Annotated in this window: 21 protein-coding genes; 8 read left to right on the top strand and 13 right to left on the bottom strand. The window is 48.1% G+C overall.

The window, feature by feature from the left end; translation table 11 throughout:
* Positions 1 to 19: 19 nt before the first annotated feature.
* Both Q1A04_RS14010 and Q1A04_RS14005 read right to left on the bottom strand, forming a co-directional pair.
* Positions 20 to 1,123, bottom strand: a complete 1,104-nt coding sequence (locus Q1A04_RS14010; RefSeq protein WP_299707117.1) for a hypothetical protein — start codon at positions 1,121 to 1,123, stop codon at positions 20 to 22.
* Positions 1,124 to 1,236: 113 nt separating this feature from the next.
* Positions 1,237 to 2,361, bottom strand: a complete 1,125-nt coding sequence (locus tag Q1A04_RS14005; RefSeq protein WP_299707115.1) for an alkaline phosphatase family protein — start codon at positions 2,359 to 2,361, stop codon at positions 1,237 to 1,239.
* Positions 2,362 to 2,521: 160 nt separating this feature from the next.
* Here Q1A04_RS14005 and Q1A04_RS14000 point away from each other — a divergent pair, with 160 nt between their 5' ends.
* Entirely contained in the window at positions 2,522 to 2,695 is a 174-nt protein-coding gene (locus Q1A04_RS14000; RefSeq protein WP_299707113.1) for a hypothetical protein, read from the top strand.
* A gap of 112 nt (positions 2,696 to 2,807) precedes the next feature.
* A complete protein-coding gene (locus Q1A04_RS13995; protein ID WP_299707111.1) occupies positions 2,808 to 3,557 on the top strand; it encodes a phenylalanine 4-monooxygenase in 750 nt (249 codons plus the stop codon).
* A gap of 89 nt (positions 3,558 to 3,646) precedes the next feature.
* Here Q1A04_RS13995 and Q1A04_RS13990 read toward each other — a convergent pair whose 3' ends face one another.
* The gene (locus tag Q1A04_RS13990; protein WP_299707109.1) at positions 3,647 to 4,318 is read right to left on the bottom strand and encodes a hypothetical protein; all 672 of its coding nucleotides are present in this window, start codon (positions 4,316 to 4,318) and stop codon (positions 3,647 to 3,649) included.
* Between the two features lie 86 nt (positions 4,319 to 4,404).
* Positions 4,405 to 5,610: a CaiB/BaiF CoA-transferase family protein gene (locus tag Q1A04_RS13985; protein WP_299707107.1), complete on the bottom strand. Its 1,206-nt coding sequence runs from the start codon at positions 5,608 to 5,610 to the stop codon at positions 4,405 to 4,407.
* 687 nt (positions 5,611 to 6,297) lie between these two features.
* Here Q1A04_RS13985 and Q1A04_RS13980 point away from each other — a divergent pair.
* The 4 genes from Q1A04_RS13980 to pncA all read left to right on the top strand — a co-directional run bounded on the left by Q1A04_RS13980 (position 6,298) and on the right by pncA (position 9,940).
* Positions 6,298 to 7,740 carry a DEAD/DEAH box helicase gene (locus Q1A04_RS13980; protein WP_299708822.1) on the top strand — a complete coding sequence of 481 codons (1,443 nt, stop codon included), beginning with the start codon at positions 6,298 to 6,300 and terminating at the stop codon, positions 7,738 to 7,740.
* 137 nt (positions 7,741 to 7,877) lie between these two features.
* Complete coding sequence (locus Q1A04_RS13975) at positions 7,878 to 8,426, top strand: TlpA disulfide reductase family protein (RefSeq protein ID WP_299707104.1); 549 nt, start codon at positions 7,878 to 7,880, stop codon at positions 8,424 to 8,426.
* A gap of 137 nt (positions 8,427 to 8,563) precedes the next feature.
* The gene (locus tag Q1A04_RS13970) at positions 8,564 to 9,277 is read left to right on the top strand and encodes a PIG-L family deacetylase (RefSeq protein ID WP_299707101.1); all 714 of its coding nucleotides are present in this window, start codon (positions 8,564 to 8,566) and stop codon (positions 9,275 to 9,277) included.
* A gap of 54 nt (positions 9,278 to 9,331) precedes the next feature.
* Positions 9,332 to 9,940: a bifunctional nicotinamidase/pyrazinamidase gene (pncA, locus tag Q1A04_RS13965; protein ID WP_299707098.1), complete on the top strand. Its 609-nt coding sequence runs from the start codon at positions 9,332 to 9,334 to the stop codon at positions 9,938 to 9,940.
* A 7-nt stretch (positions 9,941 to 9,947) separates the two neighbouring features.
* On the opposite strand, the gene Q1A04_RS13960 is transcribed toward pncA, so the two are convergent.
* The 4 genes from Q1A04_RS13960 to rocF all read right to left on the bottom strand — a co-directional run bounded on the left by Q1A04_RS13960 (position 9,948) and on the right by rocF (position 14,451).
* A complete protein-coding gene (locus Q1A04_RS13960) occupies positions 9,948 to 10,883 on the bottom strand; it encodes a 1,4-dihydroxy-2-naphthoate polyprenyltransferase (RefSeq protein WP_299707095.1) in 936 nt (311 codons plus the stop codon).
* A gap of 51 nt (positions 10,884 to 10,934) precedes the next feature.
* Positions 10,935 to 11,531, bottom strand: coding sequence for a glutathione peroxidase (locus Q1A04_RS13955; protein ID WP_299707092.1), 597 nt, complete (start codon positions 11,529 to 11,531; stop codon positions 10,935 to 10,937).
* Positions 11,532 to 11,680: 149 nt separating this feature from the next.
* Positions 11,681 to 13,471, bottom strand: coding sequence for an arginine--tRNA ligase (gene argS / locus Q1A04_RS13950; protein ID WP_299707089.1), 1,791 nt, complete (start codon positions 13,469 to 13,471; stop codon positions 11,681 to 11,683).
* Positions 13,472 to 13,479: 8 nt separating this feature from the next.
* Complete coding sequence (gene rocF, locus Q1A04_RS13945; RefSeq protein WP_299707086.1) at positions 13,480 to 14,451, bottom strand: arginase; 972 nt, start codon at positions 14,449 to 14,451, stop codon at positions 13,480 to 13,482.
* A gap of 548 nt (positions 14,452 to 14,999) precedes the next feature.
* Between rocF and Q1A04_RS13940 the strand changes: the two genes are divergently transcribed.
* Both Q1A04_RS13940 and Q1A04_RS13935 read left to right on the top strand, forming a co-directional pair.
* Positions 15,000 to 16,394, top strand: a complete 1,395-nt coding sequence (locus Q1A04_RS13940; protein WP_299707083.1) for an arginine decarboxylase — start codon at positions 15,000 to 15,002, stop codon at positions 16,392 to 16,394.
* A gap of 90 nt (positions 16,395 to 16,484) precedes the next feature.
* On the top strand, positions 16,485 to 16,643 hold the full coding sequence (locus Q1A04_RS13935) for a hypothetical protein (protein ID WP_299707080.1): 159 nt from the start codon (positions 16,485 to 16,487) through the stop codon (positions 16,641 to 16,643).
* 145 nt (positions 16,644 to 16,788) lie between these two features.
* Here Q1A04_RS13935 and Q1A04_RS13930 read toward each other — a convergent pair whose 3' ends face one another.
* The 5 genes from Q1A04_RS13930 to Q1A04_RS13910 all read right to left on the bottom strand — a co-directional run bounded on the left by Q1A04_RS13930 (position 16,789) and on the right by Q1A04_RS13910 (position 20,067).
* Positions 16,789 to 17,349: a suppressor of fused domain protein gene (locus Q1A04_RS13930; RefSeq protein ID WP_299707077.1), complete on the bottom strand. Its 561-nt coding sequence runs from the start codon at positions 17,347 to 17,349 to the stop codon at positions 16,789 to 16,791.
* 97 nt (positions 17,350 to 17,446) lie between these two features.
* Positions 17,447 to 17,947 (bottom strand): hypothetical protein, encoded by a 501-nt coding sequence (locus tag Q1A04_RS13925; protein ID WP_299707075.1) that lies wholly within the window; start codon positions 17,945 to 17,947, stop codon positions 17,447 to 17,449.
* A gap of 39 nt (positions 17,948 to 17,986) precedes the next feature.
* Positions 17,987 to 18,727, bottom strand: a complete 741-nt coding sequence (locus Q1A04_RS13920) for a hypothetical protein (protein WP_299707072.1) — start codon at positions 18,725 to 18,727, stop codon at positions 17,987 to 17,989.
* 95 nt (positions 18,728 to 18,822) lie between these two features.
* Positions 18,823 to 19,419 (bottom strand): hypothetical protein, encoded by a 597-nt coding sequence (locus Q1A04_RS13915; RefSeq protein WP_299707069.1) that lies wholly within the window; start codon positions 19,417 to 19,419, stop codon positions 18,823 to 18,825.
* Positions 19,420 to 19,521: 102 nt separating this feature from the next.
* The gene (locus tag Q1A04_RS13910) at positions 19,522 to 20,067 is read right to left on the bottom strand and encodes an HAD family hydrolase (RefSeq protein WP_299707066.1); all 546 of its coding nucleotides are present in this window, start codon (positions 20,065 to 20,067) and stop codon (positions 19,522 to 19,524) included.
* Positions 20,068 to 20,180 lie beyond the last annotated feature (113 nt).

Here is a 20,180-nt window from a genome sequence, read left to right as displayed (position 1 = left end):
GATAGGGAGTCTCTCCGTATCAACGCTTTTTCTTTTCCAGCCCAATTACAGCCACATACTCCCGCTCATTCCGTTCTCCTACTTTCACGATTTCCCGCTCGAACTTGCGAGGGTTGTTTATAATGCTGTAAAAACCATCTAAATACTTTAGTGACTGCTTTCGGCCTGATTTGCTTAAAGGCTCGCATTGCCTGTACATAGCATAGATGGGCGTTCGGAGAGCATTAAAAGTGTTTGTGGTCTCTCGGTAAATGTTCTCAGGGAAACTATACGCGCGGTATAACCGCTGTCTTACAGATTTTATACCCAATTCTGGTGGCGGCGTGGCATAAGGCGCCGCTACCATCCCTGCATAGTCAAAATCGAAGGGCACAGGTATAGGAGGCGCTAGCGAATCTGTTGCCATGAGGTCGATGTTATGGCGGAAAGGCACAGACCAATCCGTATTTCCCATCATGTACTGAAAAAGCGCCAGTCGGGCCATCACGCGCTGATCGGCGCGCTCCATCCGCACGATCCTTTTCTTAGGTATAAGCTTCGCCTCACTCCGAGCAGCCATATCCTTGTCATCCTCAATCATAAAGGCGTAGTGCTGTTCAATTTTCCGTTTCCCAAGTGAATCGGCATATTCTACTTGGCACAGCCTCACGCGATAGCTTTGTTCCGTCAGGAGGTTGTATACCTTGTACACCAGATACTCCCGCAGCACATACTCGTCCCCGATGCAATGCGTCACCAGTTTAATTTTATTCTGTCCGGCAAAGATGGTTCCCTCCGGCATTTCTTTCCGGATAAAGTTGAGCATGAGCGGAGGAAATCGGCACACTCTCGGATCGCGGCGTCGGTTACCCCTAACCATCACTTTTAACGGCAAAGCAACTGTTTCTCCTTTAGCGCCTGTGTAAGACAGTGTGCCCATATGATAAGACCGTTCGTCGCCCCTGTCTTTGAGCAGTTTTTGAAAGTCTACAACCAGTTTTAGCTGGAGCACCTCCTCGTCTGTAAACAAAGAACTCTCTGGCTGCCCCCATACCTGCTGCCATGGCAGCAAAGCCCACACCAGCAGGTATACACAGCTGACAACCCTGCGACGTATTCGCTTTGATGTAATAATTAAGGCCATTTCTCTGCTTTTTAATCAGATATCGGTCAGCACGCAGTGGCAAGCTACATTTGTAGCACGAATGGTAGGAGGACTGTCAGTTGTGGGTTTCAGTAAATAAGGCAATGATGAGCTTAAAGGCCCAATTCTTTGAGACGCTTTCTAGGAAACAGCTCTTTTATGAAGCTTCCCTGCAGCACAGTAGTATCCATTTTAATTTCTAACCGGATAGAATCTCTCCTCGGTGCTACGATCGTTGTATCCATGGCAAGCTCTACTACAGTAGTGTCCACACGCGGCACCACTACCACAGAGTCCATCTCGAAGTTGAGCAAACGGGCAACAGTGGGCGCAATGTCAATCAGTGTATGCCGGGTCGCTATTTCCCCTTTGTTGAAATCAGGTCCCAGCGCCAGCAGATAAATCTGCTGGCAGCCAGCGCAGTTGTCGCCGTGCTCCATCCAGCCGCCGTTTATCCCGTCTAAGTGCCGACCGTGGTCAGTGGTGATGAAAAGGGTCGTGTTCCGTTTAAAAGGTTCGTTCTCATTCAGAAAATCCCAAAGCTGCTTCGCATACCTGTCCGTCCTAACAATGCCCCTCAGGTAATTCTCTTCGTTGCCGGCATGGGCATACCCATCGGGCTCCATAAAGTTAATGAGCATCAGGTTCGGCTTGTGGGTAGTCAGTATCCGCTTTGCCTCTACCAAGGTGAGCGAGTCCATGCGGTAGCCGGTCCCGGGACCATTGACGCCGGCATTTACAGACGGATTAAAAGTACCTTTCCAATCAGGTCGCTGGGTATCGGCCAGTATGTGCAGTTTATCTTTGCTCGACACAATCCAAGCGGCTGTCGCCGGTTTTCCAGACTGCTTCAGAAAATACTGAAAAATGGAAGGGTTCGCCGGAAGTTCATCGCCATAATTATCAATTGGCTGGTTCACGCCAGTAATAATAGCCGTGTGTCCCGAGTTTGTGTAGGTATACCCGTCGTTTAGAAAGTTCGGGAAAAAGCTACCTTCCCGACGCAGGGTAGTGGACATGTTGGGAATAAGGCCGGGAGTTGCGGCCCATGTTTCGGACCAGCGCGTGCCGTCAATCACCAAAATGACCACATGCTGTGTGCGGAGCGGCTCAGTGCCCGCTGGCGGTGCGGTGCAGGTTGCAAGTGCGGCAGGCAGAACGAGCACGAACAGATTAATCAACCACTTTCTTAAGTCGATGCTACCAGAAGTACTATCCGTTCGTTTTGGTGCCTCCATACCTGATGCAATTTAAAGCCCCCGTTGTGCTATACCCTTTTATACGTCTTTGGCATAAGTTCAGGCATATCCACTCGAGGTCTCGGCGGCGAAGGAAAAACCTTGCAGAAAATTTTGCGTTTATCGCAATTATCGCGTCATTGCGTCCATCAATAAAATCATGCATACACCAGCAGCCATAGCGACCCTCCGTTTGCCCATGCCACTAGGCATCGTGCTGCTGCATGCTATTTCCGCTGATTGCTATCGTGCCGCCTATTATTGCTACGGTTATTATTACCGCTGCTCTACTGCGCTCTCTCAGGCAATCAGGCGATTTTTAAACCGCACCTAAAAAGGAAAAAGCCCCATCCGGCACTTCTTAACTGATACAACTGAAGCAGAGCGAAAGCTCTGCTTTTTTCTTTTTATACCTATTCCATTTTAAACTAAGAAACACAACAGCCATGAACCTGACACAGAACTACAGCAGCTACACCTCCGAGAACCACGAAGTATGGACCATCCTTTACGATCGCCAACTGCGCAACTTACCTGACAAAGCCATACCAGAGTTTCTGGAGGGATTGCAGAAAGTAGGTTTCAACCGTGACCGTATACCTGATTTCAACGAAATCAACCGAAAGCTAAAGCCCCTTACGGGTTTTGAGGTAGTGGCTGCCCCGGGCATTGTCGACGATGCCCTATTCTTTCAACTGATCGCCAGCAAGCGCTTCCCGGCCACAGTATGGGTGCGTCGCATGGACCAGCTCGACTACCTTGAGGAGCCCGACATGTTCCATGATGTGTTTGGACACGTGCCGTTACTCACTATACCTGTATACTGCGAGTTTCTGGCCAAACTCTCCGAAATGGCCCTCTCCCACCTAGACAGACCCGACATCATCGACCGCCTGACACGCATCTACTGGTACACAATTGAGTTCGGGCTTTTCCGAAAGCCGGGCCAAAAGGCACAGATCTATGGGGCCGGCATTCTATCATCTGTTGGAGAAAGCAATCTGTCTGTATCAGATGAAAGTGTGAAGTTTGAGTTTGACGTGGAGCAGATACTCAACACGCCTTACATTAAGGAGACTTTCCAGAGCCAGTACTTCTGCATCAGCAGTTTTGAGCAGTTACTGGAAAGCCTGCCTGCCTTGGAGAATGCTTTGCAAAAACTGCGTGAGCAGGACTCACTGATTGAAGTCAAGTAGACTTGAAAACAACTACCCCTCCGGTTAAGGCAGATCTCATAGTCTTATACCTTAACCGGAGGGGTATTATTTACCTTGTCGCTAACTGGCTAGTGCGTCAATTCGTGGTTGATCATAAAGCCAAGCTTGCGCGGTCTAGACAGTTGGGAGTTCTCGAGCTTCTGCTTGTAAGTGATGCGCTCGATATCCGACACGTCCTGCCCCATCAGGTCATTGTTCACAGCGGCGATCATGGCGCTCTCCACTATCAGGCGAAGCGTATCGTCATTTACCACGTTGCGGGCAATTTGGTCGTAAGGCAGATCAAGCTGCTTCACTCCCTCAATACAGAAGTGGTTTTCGATGTTGATGAGCATGCGGCCCACCAAATAACCCGGATCATCCAGCCGGTTATACTTAATGGTGTCAGCCATAAAATTGTACGCCATGATATGCCCAAAGAAACGGCGTCTGAAGTCCTCATCAATATAATCTGTCCGCATGATCTCGTAGTCGTCCGGAAAAGTAACGATGTTTGAGTGCATAACGAATACAAGCAGATCGCCCGAAAACTTGATCTGGAATTCGAGATCGCTGATGGCCCTATATTCGATCACCACATCGGCATTATGGCTGGTTATACGGTTTGTCAACTCCTCCACTATATCCTGGGAGATTTCCTTCATGCGCGAAAAGGTTTCGTAGGTATTCCGGTAGATGGCCTGCTTCGTAGCGGACTTCTGTTGCAGGCCGGTAATAATATCGTCGAGTCTATCTTTCATAAAAAAGTTAATCTTGGGTGCAAAGGCTATAAATTGTACTGCTTTGTAATGCAAATAGTTATTCAGGGAGCGCTTGCCTCTATTTATCAATCGGTTATACTTTTATCTTCATCAATTGTCAGCTGGATGGCTGCAATCACCTCAGGAGGCAGCCCCACCAGTTGCTCCAACACCTGCCGGGTGTGCGCGGCGTAGTGCGGTGGTGGCATAATGGCGTCTGCTGCCATACCTTCGCTCACAAAAGCCACCTGCCTGACACCACTACCGCCTTGCTCCTGCGTCAGCAGCATGTGCTGCGCATGTGGCAGCTCAAACACTTCGGCCACGCTGTTCACGGCCCCGGCCGGCACATGCAGCGCATGCAGTTGTCTCAACAGTTCGTCTCGGTTATGTCGGCCTATCAAATCGCTAAGTTGTTTGTTTACCTCCGCTCGGTATCGCACGCGGGCGCTATTAGTGGCAAAGTTGGGCTGATCTGCCATACCTGCATCCCCTAGCACCTCGCATAGCCTGCGAAACTGTCGGTCGCCGCCAATGGCCAGCACCAGCGGTAGCCCATCCTGACTGGTAAACACGCTGCCATAGGGCACTATGTTGGGATGCTCCGACCCCATCCGCTGCGGGTTGTGCCCCGCCACAAGGTAATTGGTCGCTTGGTTAGCCAGTGCCGACACAGCCGCATCCAGTAGCGACACGCTCACATAGCGGCCCTTTCCGGTACGTTCCCGCAGGAGCAGCGCTGTCAGGATGCCCTCTTTGAGCTGATGCGCCGCTAAAATGTCCATCAGCGCCACGGGCATTTTAACAGGCGGACCATCCAATTCGCCATTCATATGCATAAAGCCACTCTCCGCTTGCACCACCGCGTCATACCCCGCCCGTCGGTCCTCGGTGCCGTAGCCGGTTATGTGGCCATAGACAAGCTTCGGGTTAAGTTGGCTCAGCGTTTGGTAGTCAACCTGAAGCTTTTCGGCGTCGCCGGGCTTGTAGCTGGCAATGATCACGTCGGCTTTGGCCGCTAAGCGGTGCACCGCTGATAGCGCTGCGGCCTCCATAATATTGAGCCCTACGGAGAGCTTGCCCCAGTTGGCCGCCGAAAAGTACGCCGACACATTGGTGTCCTGCTGCTCAGAGGCCAGTTTCCAAGTGCGTGTCACATCGCCACCGGTGGTGGCATTCTCCAACTTCACAACGGTCGCTCCCAGTTCGGCGAAGAACTGCCCAACACTAGGCCCAGCCAGTACACTGGCCAGCTCCAATACCAGCATATCTTTAAAGATTGGCTCCGTCATACTTGCTTATCTAGTGCTTAGGCTATCGGCCGTAGGCAAATTTTTCGAAAAGGTATAAAAAAAGGCAGCCATCCCGAAGGATAGCTGCCCATATGTTTTACTTTTTATGTATTCTATTTAAAGAACTCCTATATCAGCAAAAAAACTGCGTTGATGATATTAACACCTAGAAGAAGATAGAAGTTTGGCGAATCTTGTATAGCTTTTTTCATTTTAAATTTTAATAAATCTTTTTTTATAGTTTATAAAATGATCTTTTTAAGTCACTTTGGGCTTATTTACGCCTAGCCTTTTTAAATGTTTCGGCGTTAATATAAAAAATTCTATGTAAATAAAATTTAATATTGTTTAAGTGATATAAGTTAGTTTTCAAATATGATTTCGGAGCGGAATTTCAGACATTTAAACTATATAGCGATATTCTAATGCTTTGTATATTTTAAATGTGTCTTCAACTTTTTAAGAGATTATTACAAATTCCCTGCTGATGACGATGCAATATTAATATAATTTTCAATATAAATAACATCAACTTTTAAATTTTTCTTAAATAAGGTATAAAAATCGTATCTTTACCACAATAAATGCGGTTTAGAGGCCGCTAGGCCATAAAATAATTTTAAGGAGATAACTTTGGATTTTCGTTCATTCAACCTACACGACGATGTGATTACCGGAATCGAGTCGATGGGATACAACACCCCGACCCCGGTGCAACAGCAGGCGATACCGCTCATACTGGAGCAGAAAGATATAATCGCCTGCGCTCAGACAGGTACAGGCAAGACGGCCGCCTATCTTTTGCCGCTCATCGACCGCATCTCGCATGCTAATTATGAATTCACGAGCACGCTTATATTAGTGCCCACCCGTGAGCTCGCCAAGCAGATAGACGAGCAGGTAGAAGGTCTCGGCTATTTCGCCCCTGTCAGCTCGATCGCCATTTACGGTGGCAGCAAAGGTGATGAGTGGGAGCAACAGAAACGCGCCCTCACCGGTGGCGCCGATATCATCATCGCCACACCGGGCCGCTTGATGTCGCACATGGCGCTAGGCTACGTGAAACTGGACCAATTGAAATACCTTGTGTTGGACGAGGCAGACAAGATGCTGGACATGGGCTTTATGGATGACATCCTTAAGATCGTGCGCGCCTTGCCTACGGAGCGACAGACCCTGCTCTTCTCGGCCACTATGCCGAAGAAGATCCGCGATCTGTCCCAGCAGATATTGCAACAGCCGTCTGAAATCAACTTGGCTATCTCGAAGCCTGCCGAAGGGATAGACCAGCGCCTGTACCTGACGTACGACAACCAAAAACTGCCTTTGCTGGAGCATTTGATTCGTGAGTTGGAGGTATCGAACATGATCATCTTTACTTCCCGCAAGTCAAACGTGAACCAGATTGTGCGCTCGCTGCGCAAGATGGGTTTCGAGGCGGAGGGCATTATGTCGGACCTGACACAGGACGAGCGCGAGAAGGCACTGCAGGGCTTCAAAAACAAAAAGTACCAGATACTCGTGGCGACTGACATTCTCTCGAGAGGTATAGATATTGACAGCTTGAGCCACGTGGTGAACTTTGACATGCCGCAGGACGCAGAGGACTATGTGCACCGCGTAGGTCGTACGGCCCGTGCCGCTTCTACAGGTATGGCCATTACCTTCGTGAATGAGAACGACATGTACCGCGTGCGCAAGGTAGAGCAGCTCATTGAGCGTGATTTGCCGAAATTGTCGCTTCCAGAGGGCTTTGGCGCTGCCCCGGTGTTCGATCCGACCCGACGCGACTTCGGAAGAGGCGGCAAAGGCGGTGGTAGACACAGTGGTGGCAGATCAGGTGGCGGTGCAGGCCGCTCCAGTGAAGGGGGCGGCAGAGACCGCAACCGTCGCAGAGGTCCGAAGCCGGAGGGAGCAGGTGCCCCGCGCAGAGAAGACGGCGACCGCCCAGTGAAGCTAGCCAACCAGAACCCACGCCCAGAGGGTGAAGCATCACCGAGAGCCGAAGGACAGGAGGCTGGCAGTAAGCCTAACCGAAACAAGAACCGCAACCGGAACAGAAACCGCAATAAGCCGAGCGACCCTAACACCCAAGGCAACAGCCAACCGGTACCGCAGGACAATAACTAATAGCATGAGAGAGCCGCTCCAAACAGAGCGGCTCTTTTGTTAACTGCACATTTTTATTATATTAGCCTATACATATATACCTGCCAAATCTGTGAGTTATGAGCACCAAACTTTTGTTCTTACTAGTACCTCATTTTTTGTACATAACATTACTTTTATCCCCGACCATACCTGTTGTTGACAGCGGGAATCCTACAAGTGCAGTAGATGAGGAAGAGGACTTTGTGCGCAAGTATAAAAACAAGTCTTTGCCCACATTTTCACTAAAAGCACTCGATGGCACCATAGTAGATAATAAAATGCTGGAAGGCAAAGTGGTCATGATCAACTTTTGGTCTACCACATGCGGGCCCTGCATTATGGAAATGCCCGATCTGAACCGACTGAAAGAACTGCACCCAGATGTGTTGTTTCTTGCAATTGCACCCGAAAACGACGCCAAGATCAACAGCTTACTCGCCAAACATCCCTTCGACTTCCTTATTTTGCCTGACGGAACAGATTTGTTCAAAGAATGGGGCATCACCAGCTACCCAAGAAACTTCTTTATCGACCGCAGCGGCAAAATCAGAGATGTAAAACAAGGTACACCAGTAGCTACAAATTATGACACTTATGAGATAACAGTTCGGGTAGTCGAACTTTACTCACCGATACTCAAAAGGCTGGAGCGCAAAAAACGATAGTCCTGCATGCTTTAATAGTATACCCTCTATACCTGCAAACAATATCTATGGCTAGCAGGTACTTTACACAAACAGACAATCTAACCATCCCCTTGCTTTTGCCCGTTTAAGTAATCGAACCTAAATATGCAAAGCACATGCGCATCCTCTATATTTTCCCGCATCCTGATGATGAATCCTTTGGCCCTGCCCCTGTCATGTGGCAGCAACTTGAGCAGGGCCATCAGGTATATCTCCTCACCTTGACACGAGGTGGCGCTACCAAGGTGCGGCACGAACTTGGCCTGAGTGTGGAGGAGATGGGAGACGTTAGGTATAAGGAGATGCTGGCCGTGGAGCGAACACTTGGGTTAACAGGTATGACCGTGCTTGACCTGCCCGACAACGGATTGGCGGAGATGGACCCTCGGGAAATAGAGAAAGTAGTGAAAGCGCATATCCGGAAGATTGAACCACAGGTCATCGTGTCTTACCCGGTGCACGGGGTGAGTGGCTTTCACGACCACCTCGTCATGCATGCCATCATCAAGCGGGTATACCTAGAGATGCGGGACGGCGATGCCGATTACCTCAAGCGCCTTGCCTTCCTGACCTTACCGAACAAGACTGAACAGCCGCTGCAGCAAGGCACGTTCATCATGAAGCATAGCGACCCTAGTCTGATCGACTGCGAAGTGCGGCTACGATCCGAAGACATTGAGATCCTGACAAAAGCCCTGAGCTGCTACAAAACCTATCAGGATGTCATCAAGCAGGCAAATGTGGTCGAGTCTATTGGCGATACGGTTTATTTTGAGATTTACGGCGAAGACCACAAGCCACCACTGGCTAACCTAACGGACGGTCTCTAATCCGTTGCAAAATTCAGCTTATACCTATACCTTGCCGTTCCTGAGAACGAGTCCATGAATGCACTTTTATTGATCGACATACAAAACGATTTTCTGCCCGGTGGCGCCTTGGCCGTACCCGAGGGAGACCTGATCATACCGATTGTAAACCAGTTGCAGGAGCGCTTCGATTTGGTGGTGGCGACGCAGGACTGGCACCCGGCCAACCACAAGAGCTTCGCCTCCAATCATGAAGGCAAGAATCCATTTGAGATGACCGAACTGCTGGGACTTCCACAGGTGCTTTGGCCAGACCACTGTTTACAGGACACACCCGGCGCAGACTTGGCCCCTGCACTGGAGGCTAGAAAGATTGAGGCTATTTTCAGAAAGGGCACCAATCCGGAGATCGACAGCTACAGCGGTTTTTATGACAATGGCCGTCTCAAGTCCACCGGCTTGGCTGACTACCTGCGCGGCAAAGGCGTGACGCAGCTATACCTAGCTGGCTTGGCTGCGGACTACTGCGTGTACTACTCCGCCAAAGATGCCTTATCGGAAGGCTTCGAGAAATTTTTTATAGAAGACGCTACCCGCCCGATCAGTCAGGAAGGATATGAGGCGGCCCGTGCTGATATGCTGGCAAGCGGCGGGAAAATTATAAAGAGCAGCGATCTGTTATAGCGGCTGCCTAGCCCACCACTTGGCCTATACCAAATAGCAGCACGAACAGCATGGTCGTGATGGCCATTTGCTTCAGGTAGGGATCGAGTTCAGCAGAGGTCTGCTTCTGCCATACCTTCACGCCATTCACGATAACCAGCGGCACAGCCAGCACAAAAAAGAACTGCCATACGCTGTAGAAGTTGAGCAGCACATAAGCCACTGCACTTAACACGCCCCCGGCCAGTAAGAAGGTATGATAGACACGTGCCCGCATAGGTCCGAGTCGCACAGGTATAGAGCGTTTGCCCGCCAGCACATCCGACTTGATGTCGCGGATGTTGTTTACGTTGAGCACCGCCGTGGAGAAGAATCCGCAGACCATGGCCGGCAGAATCACCAGCACTGGCAGCGACTGCGCTTGCAGAAAGTAAGTCCCCAGCACACCAACCAGACCGAAGAACACAAATACGAAAACATCGCCTAAGCCGGCATAACCATATGGTTTTGAGCCAGCGGTATAGTTGATCGCCGCCCAGATAGAAGCCAAGCCCAAACCCAGAAAAATCAGAAACAGGTATAGCCCTTCCATTCCGAAGCTCACCCACAACAGTAGCAAGCCTGACACCAGTGATAGCAAACTGAACACCGCCATCCCTTTCTTCATGTGCTCTGCTTTGATATGGCCTGCCTGTACGGCACGCTTCGGTCCTTCCCGGTGTTCGCTATCGGCACCGTGTATGGAGTCACCGTAGTCATTGGCTAGGTTGGAGAGTATCTGCAGGAAGAGCGTAGTCAATACGCACAGGACCACGACAGTTGCGTTGAAGCTACTGTATGCGGCGGCCATAAAACCGCCCATACCGATGCAAGAAAAAGCCAAAGGGAGTGTGCGCGGCCTAAAAGCGGAAATCCAAGCCTTCACAAGACTTGGATTCTGCGGGATGTGTTGCGTTGTGTTCAATGTGTTATGCAAAAATCAGCGGGTATACCTAAGCGCTATACCTGTCTGCTATTATTTCTGAATCGCCGTCAGGATCTCCTCTCCCATCGGCTTCACTTTAGACGGATAAAAAGCGATCACCTTCCCGTTCTCGTCGATGAGGTACTTACTGAAGTTCCAAGATGGCTCGTCGTTGTTCGGACTGTTCTTCGCCAGCCACTGGTAGAGCGGATGCTGGTCATCCCCTTTCACCGATACCTTCTCCATCATCTGGAAAGTAACGCCATAGTTCTTCTGGCAAAAGGCTGCAATCTCTTCCTCGGAGCCCGGCTCCTGTCCACCGAAGTTGTTCGCCGGAAAACCCAATACCACCACCTTGTCGCCGTGTGTTTCGTGCAGCTTTTGCAAGTCGGCATACTGCGGTGTGTAGCCACATTCCGAAGCAGTGTTTACTACCAGCACTTTCTTACCTTTATACTGCGAGAAGTCGATCTCTTTACCCTCTAGACTCTCAATCTTGAAAGCGTGAAAGTCACTGGCCTGTGCCGTTTGGCTTGTTTCTGTGGTCATCGTTTCAGTGTCTGTATTTGTCGTGTTAGACCCTCCGGAGCAGGCTGTTGTAAGCCCTAATACAAGTCCTACGGTCAAAAGTTGTGCGATGCGTTTCATGTTTGATTTTGTAAGGTATAAGTATATGCGGCTTAACCGGAATATCTTGTTTTTGTTTTAACTCACTACGGCGCGAGCGAAGACGTCCCGAATCGAGTCCGGGATCTTCGACTCGCGCCATACCTATTCACCTATACAGATCCCCAACCCTACATCCGCTCTGGCACTTCAATCCCCAGTAGGCTCATGCTTTCGCGCACGAAGCGGGCTACCATGGCAGAGAGGGCAATGCGGAAGTTACGGGCCTGTTCGTCGGTTTCGTTGAAGATCGAGATTTCCTGATAAAATCGGTTATAGGCCTTGGCTAATTCATAAGCGTAGTTCGCAATCACAGACGGAGCATACAGCTTGCCTGCCTCCTGCACTACTTCCGGATAGTTCACCAGCAGCGTGATCACCTCCTGCTCGGCTTCGTGCAGGTTGTTGAAATCGCTGAACGAAGCGGCATCCACGGCTATACCCATCTCGCCAGCCTTGCGCAGTATAGCCGAGATGCGGGCGTGCGTGTACTGCACAAACGGCCCCGTGTTGCCACGGAAGTCGATCGACTCCTGCGGATTGAAAAGCATGCGCTTCTTCGGGTCCACTTTCAGCAGGAAGTACTTCAAAGCACCCATTGCCAATGTATGGTATAGCTTAGTAGCCTCTTCCGGCGTAAAGCCTTCGATCTTGCCCAGTTCCTCAGTCTGTTGGCGCGCTGTGTCGATCATCTCCTGCACCAGCTCATCAGCATCCACCACGGTGCCTTCTCTCGATTTCATTTTGCCAGATGGCAAGTCCACCATGCCGTAAGACAGGTGATAGATGCCCTCGGCGTACGGCTTGCCGAGTTTCTTAAGCACCGCCTTCAGTACCTGAAAGTGGTAGTTCTGTTCGTCGGCAACTACGTAGATGGACTGATCATACGGAAAGTCATTGTGTTTCAACTCAGCCGTACCCATGTCTTGGGTAATATATACCGATGTGCCGTCTGAACGTAATAGCAGTTTCTCGTCCAGTCCTTCGTCTGTCAGGTCAACCCATACTGAGCCGTCCGGCTTTTTGAAGAACACACCTTTCTGCAGGCCTTCCTCTACACGTTCTTTGCCCAAGGTATAGGTCTCAGACTCGTAGTAGAACTTGTCGAAATCAACGCCGATGTTGCGATAGGTTGCATCGAAGCCTTCGTATACCCAGCCATTCATGGTTTTCCAGAGCGATACGACTTCTTCGTCGCCCTGCTCCCATTTCTGCAGCATGGTCTGGGCTTCCAGAATAAGCGGCGCCTTCTTTTTAGCCTCTTCCTTGTCCATACCTTGCGCTACCAGCTCGTCGATCTGCTCTTTGTAAGCCTTGTCGAACAGCACGTAGTATTTGCCCGCCAAGTGATCGCCTTTAATGCCACTGCTCTCCGGTGTTTCGCCGTTGCCCATCTTCTGGTAGGCCAGCATCGACTTGCAGATGTGAATACCGCGGTCGTTCACGAGGTTCGCCTTCATCACGTCATGCCCGTTGGCCTTCATGATCTCCGACACGGAGTAACCCAAAAAGTTATTGCGCAGGTGACCGAGGTGCAGTGGCTTGTTCGTGTTTGGCGAAGAGTATTCTACCATCACCTTCTTGCCGGAATCAGTCGCTTGGCCATGACTTGGGTTGGTCATCAGCTCGCGGAACAAACGCACCCATACCTCTTCCTCTATCTCGAGGTTCAGAAAGCCTTTTACCACGTTGTAATTCTTTACTTCGGCGGCGTGCTCTTTTAGGTAAGCACCCAGCGCCTCCCCAATCTGCTCGGGACCTTTGCCGGCCTGCTTTGTATAGGGGAAGGTTACGAACGTGAAGCTGCCGGCAAACTCCTTGCGGGTAGGCTGCAGGCTGATGGCAGAAGCGTCAACAGTAAGGCCGAACAAAGCCTCCAATGCTTGGCTGATGCTCTGGCTGATGGCGTTTTGAAGTTGCATTAAGTAGATTAATGTATAGCTGTTTTATTAAATTCTCGGTGTAAAATGGCGTCGGTGGCGGTCTCCAGTATATCGAAGGCGTTTTCGGCCATGGTATTTTCGGTGTCAAGCGTCGGGTTAATCTCGGTCATTTCGTAGCACACAATGCGCGGATCCTGTAGCAGGTGGTAGTTCAGCACTTTGGCCTCTTCCACAGTCAGACCCACTTCTACCGGCGTACCGGTGCCTTTCGAGAATTTTGAGTCGAGACTGTCCACGTCAAACGACACGTAAATTATGTCGCAGTCACGCAGGCGGTCCAGCGCTTCGGCCGCTACCTTTTCAGGTCCTTTCTGGCTGAGCTCGGCGTAGGTGAAGTTCTTGATACCATGTTTAGCCATCAGATAATCTTCTGGCTCCTCGGTGTCGCGCACCACGATGTATACTAAGTGCTCTGGCTTGAGTTTCGGGCCGTCGAAGCCAAGTTTCTTAAGTGAGTTCCAGAAGAACACCGTCTCTGGTGCCGGGTCGTTGATCTGACGATCGAGGTTGTCGATGTTTAGGGCCATAGCCAGCGGCATGCCATGCACGTTGCCTGAAGGCGAGGTATACGGTGAGTGAATATCGGCGTGCGCGTCCACCCAGATCACACCTAATGTTTTATCAGGGTAAGCAGCTTTTATACCTGCTATGGTGCCGTGCGCGTTGGAATGATCACCCGATAGCACCAGCGGAAACATATCAAGCCCCAATGTCTGCTCTACGGCATTGGCAATGTTTTTCTGTACGGTCAGGATGCTATCGATGCGGTGTGCATTCGGGAACAGGTCCTTGTCAAAAAGGGTATAGTTAAGGTCAGGAACGCTGACAGAGTTGAAACGCTTGAAGTAGTCACAACCTTTGTCCCAGCAGGCCACCCGCAGCGCATCAACGCCCATACTCGCACCACGAGTACCGGCTCCCAGCTCAGAGCGCACTTCTATCAGTTTAATTTTTTTCATAGGTAATAGGTGTTCTTGAAATGTTCAGGTAAAGATTTTCTTTCCAAGCTTGTCATCCTCCTGCCCCTTCAAAAGGGTAGAGCTGTTAAGTTCTACATCATATCGATAGTCCATGGCAACACCATTAGACACAACGGTATCTAGATTCTCCCCTTGAGGACAAGTGAGAACGTGAGTTCGAAACTTGCGAGCGTAGCTCTTAGAGGGGTGTTGGCGTTTGGCATAAGGCTTCTCCAACCAGCATTACACCCCTATAATCCCCTCAAGGGGATAGTTTTTGCTAGAACTTAACGTCTCTGCCTTAAAAGGGGGATACTCAATATGCGTACATTTTAAACATCTTGCATTATTGAGGACAAGTCCCCCTTCAAAGGATGCAGGGGATGACAATCGTTCACACGTGAACATCCCTCCCTAATTATTTTCCCGCTTTAAAGAGCGTGATAGGAATAATTTACTGAACGTTTCTTATAATTTAAACAAACTTTTTGCAAAGATGGTAAATAACGAACAATATTGCATGTTTTCTTAAGCCCACAAGCACCAGAATGGATAAATACACCGACCTAATTCACCAAACTTTTGATTTTCCCACAGACGAATTTACCGTAGAGAACAATGAGTTGTTTTTCAACGGCATTCCCCTGATGGACCTGATCAAACAGTACGGGACTCCATTAAAATTAACATACCTGCCCAAGATTAGTTCGCAGATTCAGAAGGCAAAACGTCTTTTCAACGACGCCATTCAGAAGCTTGACTACCAAGGCACTTATACCTACTGCTACTGCACCAAGGCCTCGCACTTCTCATTTGTGATGGAAGAGGCGCTCAAGAACGATATTCACATCGAAACCTCTTCTGGTTACGATATGCAGATCGTGAAGGCCCTTTACAAAAAAGGTAAAATCAACAAAAACACCTATATCGTTTGCAACGGCTTTAAGCGTGAGCGCTACCGCCAGTGGATCACAGAGTTCATCAACGATGGCTTTGTGAACTGTATGCCCATACTCGACCACATTGGAGAGATTGAGTACTACAAGGAGCACGTAAACGTGAAGACCAAGGTAGGCATGCGCCTCGCCTCCGACGAAGAGCCCAAGTTCCAGTTCTATACTTCCCGACTTGGTGTGCGTTACAACGATGTGATCGACCTGTACGAGCAGCAGATCAAGCCGGACGACAGGTTCGAGCTTAAAATGCTCCATTACTTCATCAACACAGGTATAAAGGATACCTCTTACTACTGGTCAGAGTTGAGCCGCTTTGTGCACAAATACTGCGAGCTTAAAAAGGTTTGCCCGGAACTCGACACCATCGACATCGGGGGTGGTTTCCCGATCAAAACCTCCATTCAGGCGGATTACAACTACCAGTACATGACCGAGGAGATTTTGCGCACCATCAAGCGCATCTGCAAGGATGAAGGTGTGCCGGAGCCGAACATCTTCACGGAGTTTGGTATCTTTACGGTAGGCGAAAGCGCGGCTAACATTTACTCTATTCTGGATGAGAAGCTCCAGAACGACAAGGAACTATGGTACATGATCGATGGTTCGTTTATTACGAACCTGCCGGATGCGTGGGCACTTAACCAGCGCTGGCCGCTACTGGCCATTAACCATTGGGACAAGGAGTACCGTAAGATACAGCTTGGCGGCATGACCTGCGACAGCCAAGACTACTATAACTCGGAGATGCACTCCTTCCAAGTGTTCCTGCCGAAAGCGCCAAAGCAGGAGCCGCTTTATATCGGGTTCTTCCACACAGGAGCCTATCAGGAGCAGCTCAGCGGCTATGGCGGTATCAAGCACTGCCTCATCCCTTCACCACAGCATATTTTGGTGGACAAGGATGAAAACGGTAAGTTAAAAAGCTGGCAATTTGCGCCGGAACAGACCTATGAGTCGATGCTGAACATACTGGGATACGAAATTTAAGGCTAAGCGCGTTAAATTTGCGTATACTGTTTTGCATTTATAGTAAAAAATGTATTTTTGGATTACCATCGTTTATTTAAATATTTTACCATGAAGAAATTAGCAGCATTCGGCGCATTTATTCTGGCACTGGGTATGACTTCTTGCAAGACGTACTGCCCAGCCTACAACTTTGCCAGCGTAGAGGTGTCCGATCAGAACGCCCCAGCATCTGAGCTTACAGAAACAACTGCAGTTATCAAGGGCTAATCCGAGCGATTGCCTATGGATATAAAAAAACCGGCTTTAAGGCCGGTTTTTTTGTTTTTGGGGGAGGGGTTAACGGGTAGTATAAACAACGAGCAAGGCCGTCGGCCGTGGCTTGATGTTTATGCAATGTTAGCTCCTGTGTTTTTTATTCTATTCTTTTACGGTTCACATTATACAGGTCAAAGTTTGAATGATTCCAAAACTCTTCCAGTCCAATTTTGCTATATTTCTCAATTTCTGAAGAGTAAATCGGGTAGAGTCCAGCAAGATTGATTTTATAATCCAACCCCACGTCTATGCCAAGGTAATCTTCTTTGTCAAGTATAGATGGTCCGAAAATCAGGAATGCATCCATTTCCGATTCATCAGAGATTTGCTCATTGAAGTTTATTGTTTGTCCGTACCCAAAGTTGAATTCGCCTCTAAGTTGGTTCCCGATGTAGCCAATAACTTGTCCCCAAGAAATATCATCTGATTCCACGGTGATGCAAAGTTCAGGTCGGCCGAATTTCCAGTCCTTGTGCTCTGAACGGGAAACTCCGTAAGTCAAAGCGGTAATCATTCCCTTTTCTGGAACGTCCCTGTAGACAATGCTTGTAACCCCAGGAAGGTTTTTGTCTAATGACTCTTCTCTAAAGAATTCTGGTTCTACTTGAAATATTGAATCAAGATACTCAAGGTACTTTTCTATCGGAGTATTCGCCATTTCTTATTTTAACATTGGAGCCAACGTGCTCGTGTATACCCTGTGTGAGGCTTTGCCGAAACATAAGGTATAAACTGTGTTGTACGCTCGTAATTTTTTACTTTTTCAGTTTATAAAGAGTGTTCCATTTCAAACCTTCAGTATCATGAATTTTCCAGAATTCTGAGAGGTTTAAATCTTCTATTTCCCCTTTGTCTGCTCCAAACTGAATATCAGTCAGAAAGTAAGCTTTGTGTTCGGGTGAAGCGTCAATTGCTCTTTTGAGTATTAGCGCAACTTCAATCTGATAGTCAGTCAAGAATCTAAAAGCCGAAATTTGGTTTGTTCCAGTTTCTCCTTCCTTAAAGTTAGGTAGCTCAATGGTAGTTGGCTCGAAGCTCCAATCAATCAACTCGCCTGCAAAGAACCCTCCAGCTTTATCTTCTTTAAATTCTTGATTGCCGAGATGCACAATCACACCTTCTTGCTGAATCAGCCAATCATAAAAGAGTCCACGGTGGCTTTTAAGCTTGTCTTCTTCTATAAGGGCTATTTCAAAGTTGCTTTGGTTCAACTTCAAACTGCCTGCACCAACTGAGACTATTTCTATTGTTGGCATTTATTTTTTCATGATTTTTATGACGTACAACGGCTTTGCCTAATAAGGTTTGCGAGGCTGACCCGAAGCATAACTTATAGGCTGGGTTAGGCCCAGTTTTTTATTATTTATAGAGAAGCTAATTAATCCCGCTGCAAATAATATTGCACCACCTACAAATGGGAAACCTGCCCCTACTAAATCTTCAAGAACATTAGAGAACAAAAAGGGCAAGCAATAAAGCATTCCCAACGCTCCTAAAATCATTGAAATACAAGAGCCGATCAAAGCTAATTTCTTCATTTTCATTTGAATAATAGGTTCTACATTTCTTGTCCCAACTACTTTTTGCCTTAAATCTGTCGTGCTGAAGCTTGAATACTGTTCAATTTGCCAGTTCTTTATCGGTTGAGAAGCGAATCCAGTTTTGAAGTCTTTATAGAATGTTGGCCATTTATGAGGAAGAAGTAAGAGTCCGTATAAAAAGATGGCAAGACTTGGGATTGAGATATTACCATTGCCTATCATAAAAGCCTGCATTCTTATTTCGTCAACTGGATTCATTTTGTAATCCAGAAGCACGTGTTTGAGGTCGTGAGATTCATAACCGGGTACAAGTCTTAAATTATTTTTTGATAAGCACTCAGCAATGTCCTTTCCTAGTGTTCCTTCTTCTAATTCATGAAGCTTAGCTACTTTCTTCTGATATTTTTCAATATTGTTGAAGCGCTCAATCAACCAGACAGACAAGTGAAAAGAGAAAGTAATTATCAGTTGAGGAAAGCTAAATATTTTCTTCATTTCTCTTGCTCAAAATTTGGCCTAACGGGCTCGTGGGAACAGCGGGTGAGGCCGTCGGCCGAGATGCCGTTTATATAATGTTAGGCTACGATATTTTATTTGGTTTTGCTTAAGAAGCGCACGTCTTTGCGAACTTCTTTCCTCCACTTGTCGCCATATTTCTTGTCCAAAAACTCAAATACCTTTTGGTTATATTCTTCAATGCATGCGTCGGCTGGAGGTGTACAACCAAAGTCGTAGTATTGAACTTTGTATTTTCTCTCAAAATAATTTTGTCCGGTATAAACTACAGGAGCGATGCTTCCTACAAGCAAAAGCTTCGGATTTCCTTTTTTTATATCCTTTTCGGCTGAAGAGCGATTGAACGGGCAATCCGCTACTAACACTATATTTAAATCAGTTAAAGATTCTGTTTTGATGACAATTAAGGAATCTAACTCACTATATCCTCCCTCAATGACAATCAGACGATGTTCACCTGAAGCTTTAACAGGGATTCTGAAGAAGCCAGTACTGTCGGTGGCTATAAAAACTCTTTCTTTTTGCAAGTAGGTTATGACATTTTCGAGCGGCTTATTGTTTACTTCTGAAATTATCCGTCCTTCTACATATAGCTTTTTCCTCTCCGTTCCTTGACCAAAAACAGCTGATTGAATGAGAGCAAAAAGCAAAATGAGATAACTTATTTTCATATTTATATTGTAGCCTAACTTGTTCGAAAGCGGGAACATACGCTTTTTCAACAAACCCATGTTGGCTAAACGTAATACCTCTTATGTTAAATATAAGAAATGCTATCTAATTACTTCAGAGGTAGGTAAAGAATTATTCTGCTTAACAATCACCTGCGCTGCCTCCCACAAATCCTTTACCTGCCAAGTATAGCTTTCCGGTTCATACTTATCCCCTACAATAATACTCCGCACACCAACCTTCTCAGCTGCCTCCAAGTCGCGGTGGGAGTCACCTACCATCCAGCTTTGCGCAGGGTCTATGTTATACCTAGCTTTAGCGCGCTCGAGCATCAGGCTGTCGGGTTTGCGGGAGAGCGATTCGGAGTACTTCGGGTGGGAAGGCGCGTAGTACATCGCATCAATTAAATGATCGCAGCTATCCTGCAGTTTTTGATGGCAGGCCAACACATCGGCCTTGGTATACAGGCCTTTAGCAATGCCGCCTTGGTTTGTAACCACAATCAGTAAATAGCCGTTCTGCTTCAAAAGCGCCAATGCCTCCGGCACTCCCGGCAGCACCTCAAAATCTTCCAAGGTATAGGTATAGTCTCCCCGTTCGCGGTTAAGCACCCCGTCACGGTCAAGGAACACGCACTTCTGTTGCATCAGTATTTGGTAGGTTCAGGCGCTAAAATTAGGATTATTACGTTTGATATGCACGCCGTCTTGCACATTGATGTTAACCGGCGGCTAAATAACAGTTTTGTAGTACAGGCATT

The sequence above is a fragment of the uncultured Pontibacter sp. genome, from assembly GCF_947499215.1.
Taxonomy (GTDB): Bacteria; Bacteroidota; Bacteroidia; order Cytophagales; family Hymenobacteraceae; genus Pontibacter.
Note: the sequence above shows the minus strand (reverse complement) of the source record. Positions and strands in the feature narration are given on the sequence as shown.

What these genes read in the sequence shown, in the direction of transcription:
- Q1A04_RS13955 (WP_299707092.1), bottom strand. Translation starts at nt 11,531, where the DNA reads ATGAAACGCATCGCACAACTTTTGACCGTAGGACTTGTATTAGGGCTT.
- Q1A04_RS14010 (WP_299707117.1), bottom strand. Translation starts at nt 1,123, where the DNA reads ATGGCCTTAATTATTACATCAAAGCGAATACGTCGCAGGGTTGTCAGC.
- Q1A04_RS13940 (WP_299707083.1), top strand. Translation starts at nt 15,000, where the DNA reads ATGGATAAATACACCGACCTAATTCACCAAACTTTTGATTTTCCCACA.
- Q1A04_RS13920 (WP_299707072.1), bottom strand. Translation starts at nt 18,727, where the DNA reads ATGAAGAAAATATTTAGCTTTCCTCAACTGATAATTACTTTCTCTTTT.
- Q1A04_RS13995 (WP_299707111.1), top strand. Translation starts at nt 2,808, where the DNA reads ATGAACCTGACACAGAACTACAGCAGCTACACCTCCGAGAACCACGAA.
- Q1A04_RS13985 (WP_299707107.1), bottom strand. Translation starts at nt 5,610, where the DNA reads ATGACGGAGCCAATCTTTAAAGATATGCTGGTATTGGAGCTGGCCAGT.
- Q1A04_RS13925 (WP_299707075.1), bottom strand. Translation starts at nt 17,947, where the DNA reads ATGCCAACAATAGAAATAGTCTCAGTTGGTGCAGGCAGTTTGAAGTTG.
- Q1A04_RS13910 (WP_299707066.1), bottom strand. Translation starts at nt 20,067, where the DNA reads ATGCAACAGAAGTGCGTGTTCCTTGACCGTGACGGGGTGCTTAACCGC.
- Q1A04_RS14000 (WP_299707113.1), top strand. Translation starts at nt 2,522, where the DNA reads ATGCATACACCAGCAGCCATAGCGACCCTCCGTTTGCCCATGCCACTA.
- argS (WP_299707089.1), bottom strand. Translation starts at nt 13,471, where the DNA reads ATGCAACTTCAAAACGCCATCAGCCAGAGCATCAGCCAAGCATTGGAG.
- Q1A04_RS13990 (WP_299707109.1), bottom strand. Translation starts at nt 4,318, where the DNA reads ATGAAAGATAGACTCGACGATATTATTACCGGCCTGCAACAGAAGTCC.
- Q1A04_RS13930 (WP_299707077.1), bottom strand. Translation starts at nt 17,349, where the DNA reads ATGGCGAATACTCCGATAGAAAAGTACCTTGAGTATCTTGATTCAATA.
- Q1A04_RS13915 (WP_299707069.1), bottom strand. Translation starts at nt 19,419, where the DNA reads ATGAAAATAAGTTATCTCATTTTGCTTTTTGCTCTCATTCAATCAGCT.
- rocF (WP_299707086.1), bottom strand. Translation starts at nt 14,451, where the DNA reads ATGAAAAAAATTAAACTGATAGAAGTGCGCTCTGAGCTGGGAGCCGGT.
- Q1A04_RS13980 (WP_299708822.1), top strand. Translation starts at nt 6,298, where the DNA reads ATGGGATACAACACCCCGACCCCGGTGCAACAGCAGGCGATACCGCTC.
- Q1A04_RS13935 (WP_299707080.1), top strand. Translation starts at nt 16,485, where the DNA reads ATGAAGAAATTAGCAGCATTCGGCGCATTTATTCTGGCACTGGGTATG.
- Q1A04_RS14005 (WP_299707115.1), bottom strand. Translation starts at nt 2,361, where the DNA reads ATGGAGGCACCAAAACGAACGGATAGTACTTCTGGTAGCATCGACTTA.
- Q1A04_RS13970 (WP_299707101.1), top strand. Translation starts at nt 8,564, where the DNA reads ATGCGCATCCTCTATATTTTCCCGCATCCTGATGATGAATCCTTTGGC.
- pncA (WP_299707098.1), top strand. Translation starts at nt 9,332, where the DNA reads ATGAATGCACTTTTATTGATCGACATACAAAACGATTTTCTGCCCGGT.